The 4,048-nt window shown below is 66.4% G+C and carries 3 protein-coding genes; all 3 read left to right on the top strand.

All coding sequences use genetic code 11. The annotated features are described in order from the left end of the window. Nucleotides 1-320 precede the first annotated feature (320 nt). Entirely contained in the window at nucleotides 321-1,112 is a 792-nt protein-coding gene (locus F6S12_RS30165; RefSeq protein WP_011061006.1) for an enoyl-CoA hydratase/isomerase family protein, read from the top strand. Between the two features lie 219 nt (nucleotides 1,113-1,331). Then, nucleotides 1,332-2,492 (top strand): acyl-CoA dehydrogenase family protein, encoded by a 1,161-nt coding sequence (locus F6S12_RS30160; protein ID WP_011061007.1) that lies wholly within the window; start codon nucleotides 1,332-1,334, stop codon nucleotides 2,490-2,492. Nucleotides 2,493-2,513: 21 nt separating this feature from the next. Continuing rightward, a partial coding sequence (locus F6S12_RS30155) for an acetate--CoA ligase family protein (protein ID WP_315869719.1) occupies nucleotides 2,514-4,048 on the top strand: 1,535 nt, incomplete at its 3' end.

The raw sequence follows: 4,048 nt of genomic DNA, 5'->3' as shown, positions 1-4,048 counted from the left end.
CCGCAGCAACGGATATGTCCACCAATCAGACCGCCCCCCTCAGGCTTTACGACCGCCGCGCGCCCGAGCGGGAGCAAGCACCCTCGCCACAAAAAAACCTCCCCCAATCCCCCTTTTGTCGAGGCTTGTTCGAAGTTGTAACAACCCCCACACACCACACCCCAAGAATCCAGATTTTTACCTAATAAAAACAAAGGGATACTTAAAAAACTCGACCAAAACTCCCCCCAAGCCCCCCAATTGCCGCCTTGTTGAACACTCGTTTAGTATGGCCCTCACGTCACCTCCCTCACGCCAACCACAATAATTCGAGGACGCACATGACCCCTTCATCGTCGCTGCTCAGCCGGGTCGAAGCCGGCGTAGCCTGGATCACCCTCAATCGCCCGGAGCAACGCAATGCTTTGGACATCCCCACCCTCAAGCAACTGCATGCCTTGCTGGAGCACTGCAACAGCGACCCGGCGGTACGGGTGCTGGTGCTGACCGGCAGCGGCCGCAGTTTCTGCGCCGGGGCCGATCTGGCGGAATGGGCCGAAGCCGAGGCCCGGGGCGCCCTGGAAAGCTACGGCTGGACCGAAACCGCCCACGCCTTGATGACCTGCCTGCACAGCCTGGACAAACCCACCATCGCCGCCATCAACGGCACGGCGGTGGGCGGTGGCATGGACCTGGCGCTGTGCTGCGACCTGCGGGTGGCGGGGCAGTCGGCGCGCTTCAAGGCCGGCTACACCAGCATGGCCTACTCGCCGGACGCCGGGGCCAGCTGGCACCTGCCGCGCTTGATCGGCAGCGAACAGGCCAAGCGCCTGCTGTTCCTCGATGAGTTGTGGAGCGCCGAACGCGCCCTGGCCGCCGGTTTGGTCGGCGAGGTGTGCGCCGACGAGCAACTGATCGGCAGCGTCAGCGAGCTGGCGGCGCGCCTGGCCACGGGCCCGACCTTCGCCTTTGCCCAGACCAAGAAGCTGATCCGCCAGGGCGCCGACCGCAGCCTGGCGCAGCAACTGGCCGCCGAACTGGCCGCAGGCCTGCTGTGCGGGCGCAGCGCCGACGGCGCCGAAGCCCTGCGTGCCGTCAGCGAAAAACGCCCGCCACGTTTCCAAGGGTTGTAGGGGCGGTCGGGCGGCGTTCCGCTTGCCGGCGAAAGGGCCCCTGGGCCATGCGCCCATTTTGTAGGAGCCGGCTTGCCGGCGAAGGCGCCCGCAAGAACAGCGCCTGATTCAAGGGCCCGTTCGCCAGAAAGCTGGCTCCTACGGGACGGTGTTTTTCGCCAGATCGTCCTGCCAGATCACTCGTTTTTTTTGCACCGTCAATCACTCACAGGTAGCGCCATGAATTTCCAACTCAGCCAAGAACAAGAAATGTTGGTGGACGCGGTTCGCAGTTTTGTCAGCAAGGAGTTGCTGCCCCACGAAGAGGCGGTGGACCGCGCCGATGAGGTCAGCGCCGACCTCGCCGGGGAGATCCGCAGCAAGGCCATCGCCGCTGGCTTCTATGCCTTCAACATGCCGGAAGAAGTGGGTGGCGGCGGCCTGGACTACCTGTCCCAGGCGCTGATCGAGCGTGAGCTGGCCAAGTGTTCCTGGGCCCTGCATGTGTTCGTTGCCCGGCCTTCGAAAATCCTCATGGCCTGTACCGGCTCGCAGATCGGCGACTACCTGCTGCCCTGTGTGCAAGGGCGCAAGGTCGACTGCTTCGCCCTGACCGAACCCGGCGCCGGTTCCGATGCCAATGCGATCAAGACCCGCGCCGTGCGCGACGGCGGCGACTTTGTGCTTAACGGCAGCAAGCACTTCATCAGCCACGCCGGGCATGCGGATTTCGCCATTGTCTTTGCGGTCACCGGCACCTATGAGCACAACGGCCGTCAGCGCAACGCGGTGACTTCGTTCCTGGTGGATCGCGACACCCCGGGCCTGACCATCCGCCGTGGCCCCAAGTGCGTGAGCAACCGCGGCTACCACACCTTCGAGATGTTCTTCGATGACTGCCGGGTACCGGCTTCCAAGGTGCTGGGGGAGGTGGGCAAGGGTTGGGAAGTGGCCAACGCCTGGCTCACCGCCGGGCGAGTGATGGTCGCCGCCAACTGCGTCGGGCAGGCCCAGCGCGCCCTGGATGCCTCCCTGCAATGGGCGGCGGATCGCAAGCAGTTCGGCCAGGCCATCGGCAGTTACCAGGGGGTGTCGTTCAAGCTGGCGGACATGGCCACGCAGATCCGCGCCGCCGAGCTGTTGACCCTGCACACCGCCTGGAAGATGGACCAGGGCAGCATGACCGACGGCGAGGCCGGCATGGCCAAGCTGTTTGCCAGTGAAGTGCTGGGCCGGGTGGCCGACGAGGCGGTGCAGATCTACGGCGGCATGGGCCTGATGGACGAAGGCCCGGTGGAACGCATCTGGCGCAATGCGCGGATCGAGCGCATCTGGGAAGGCACTTCGGAGATCCAGCGCCACATCATTTCCCGTGAACTGCTGCGGCCGCTGATGCGCTGAGCGCCCTGGAGAATTGCCGTCATGTCCCAGACCTTGCGTGACAATCTCAAACGCCTGTTGGCGCCCCGGCATCTGGCTTTCGTCGGCGGGCGCAGCATGGCCCGGGCCCTCAAGCGCTGCGCCGAAGGCGGGTTTGCCGGGCCCATGTGGCTGGTCAACCCGCAGCATGCCGAGCTCGATGGCGTGCCCTGCGTGGCCAGCATCGAACAGCTGCCCTGCGGCCCGGATGCGGTGTTCGTCGCCACCAACCGCGAGCTGACCCTGACCTGCGTCGCGGCGCTGGCGGCCAAGGGCGCCGGCGGGGCGATCTGCTACGCCTCGGGCTTTGCCGAAACCGGCGCCCAGGGCCAGGCCCTGCAACAGCAACTGCTGCAGGCCGCCGGCGACATGGCGCTGCTGGGCCCCAACTGCTACGGCCTGCTGGATTACCTGCACAGCGCCGCGCTGTGGCCGGTGGCCCATGGCGGTCAACCCGTGGAACGCGGTGTGGCAGTGCTGACCCAGAGCGGCAACTTCGCCTACAACCTGTCCATGAGCGATCGCTCGCTGCCGGTGGCCTACATGGCCTCGGTGGGCAATCAGGCGCAGCTGGGCATTGCCGAATTGATGGACGTGCTGCTGGACGAGCCGCGGGTCACTGCCATCGGCCTGCACCTGGAAGGCCTGAAGAACGTGCCGGGTTTTGCCCGGGCGGCGCACAAGGCCCTGGAGAAGGGCATTCCGATCATTGCCCTGAAGACCGGGGTGTCGCAGATCGGTGCCGAGCTGGCCTTGAGTCACACCAGTTCGCTGTCGGGATCGGACGCGCTGTACGACGCGCTGTTCCAGCGCCTGGGGGTGATCCGGGTCAGCGGCCCGGTGAGTTTTGTCGAAACCTTGAAAGCCGCCTCCTGCGGGCAGTTGCCGGCTGGCCCGCAACTGATGGCCCTGGCCTGTTCCGGGGGCGACGCCGGGCTGATCGCCGACTACGCCGAGCGCAACGCCCTGCAGCTGCCCAAGCTGGATGCCGGGCAATGCGCCGAGCTGGCCCAGGTGCTGCCGGGCTACGCCAACCTGGTGAACCCTCTGGATTTCACCACCGCGATCTGGGGCGACGCTACGGCCCTGCAAGCCATGCTCGACACGGCCCTGCGTACCGAGGCCGACAGCGCCATGCTGGTGCTGGATTACCCGGCCGAGTTCACCGGCGAGCGCAAGGAATGCGACCTGCTGCTGGAGCTGTTCTGCGCCGCGTTGCAGCGCCACGGCAAGCGCGGTTTTGTCACCTCGGCCTTTCCCGAGCTGCTGCCGGCCAGTGCCCGCGAGCGTTTGCACGGCCACGGCATTCCCGCCTTGCAAGGGGTGGAGGATGGCCTGGCGGCCTGGGGGCGGATCGTCGCCTATCAACAGCGGCGCCCGGTGTTGCTGGCCCTGGGGGAGTCGGCCCTGGTGCCGCTGTGCCCGCAGGCCCTCCACGGCGCCAGCGTGCTGCTGGACGAGTGGCAGTCCAAACAGGCCTTGCGCGGCTTCGGCCTGAGTATCCCGGACGGTGTGCTGAGCACCCCCGAGCAGGCCCT

The organism is Pseudomonas sp. JV245A, from assembly GCF_032424515.1.
GTDB classification, from domain to species: Bacteria; Pseudomonadota; Gammaproteobacteria; order Pseudomonadales; family Pseudomonadaceae; genus Aquipseudomonas; species Aquipseudomonas protegens.
Note: the sequence above shows the minus strand (reverse complement) of the source record. Positions and strands in the feature narration are given on the sequence as shown.